Origin of the sequence: Protofrankia sp. Cr1, from assembly GCF_963555865.1 — a bacterium.
GTDB lineage: Bacteria > Actinomycetota > Actinomycetes > Frankiales > Frankiaceae > Protofrankia.
Genome location: NZ_CAUVXO010000125.1, coordinates 11,698 through 12,354, shown reverse-complemented (window position 1 = coordinate 12,354; position 657 = coordinate 11,698). Strand labels below are relative to the sequence as shown.

Here is a 657-nt window from a genome sequence, read left to right as displayed (position 1 = left end):
TACCAGATGGCGGCGGGGCACGGATGTGAGCCTGCGACCGCTGGGCTGAAAGGCAGTCGTATCGGCGGTGGTCGCTGACCACGTAGGTGCAGCGAACGGGTCGGCCATGCCTCCGTGGCGTTCACCATGGGCACCTACCTCGATACCGATCTTGACGCCAACCGTTAGGTTGCCCGCGCGATCGCAGGTCTGATCTTGGGTGGGATGGGACCCGAGTGGGGCCCTCCGGAGTAGCAGTTTCGAGGTCTCGCCTACAGATTCGCCTACACGGACGCAAAAAAGGCCCCGGAGAAGATCTCTCCGGGGCCTTCGCCCTGGTACTGCGTGGTAGCGGGGACAGGATTTGAACCTGTGACCTCTGGGTTATGAGCCCAGCGAGCTACCGAGCTGCTCCACCCCGCGTCGGTGTGAGTTCACCTTATAGGACGCTGGGTGGGGGTTGTCAAATGAGCTTGATCAAAGGTCCGATCGGCCCGGCTACCCGCCTGGCGGCGAGGTTGACGTGGTCGCCACCGGGGCCACCGGGGCCGCTGCCGGCCCCGGACTCGCACCCGCAGCGCCGGCCTGGGGAGACGCCGGCGCGGCGGCTGAGGGCGATGCCGACGGCGCGGGACTGGTACTCGCCGAGGCGGCAGGCACCCCCGTGAGCCGTGCCAG

Annotated in this window: 1 tRNA gene; it reads right to left on the bottom strand. The window is 67.3% G+C overall.

Features of this window, described 5'->3' with window-relative positions:
- Positions 1-325 precede the first annotated feature (325 nt).
- A tRNA-Met gene (locus tag U9980_RS12430) sits at positions 326-402 on the bottom strand.
- Positions 403-657 lie beyond the last annotated feature (255 nt).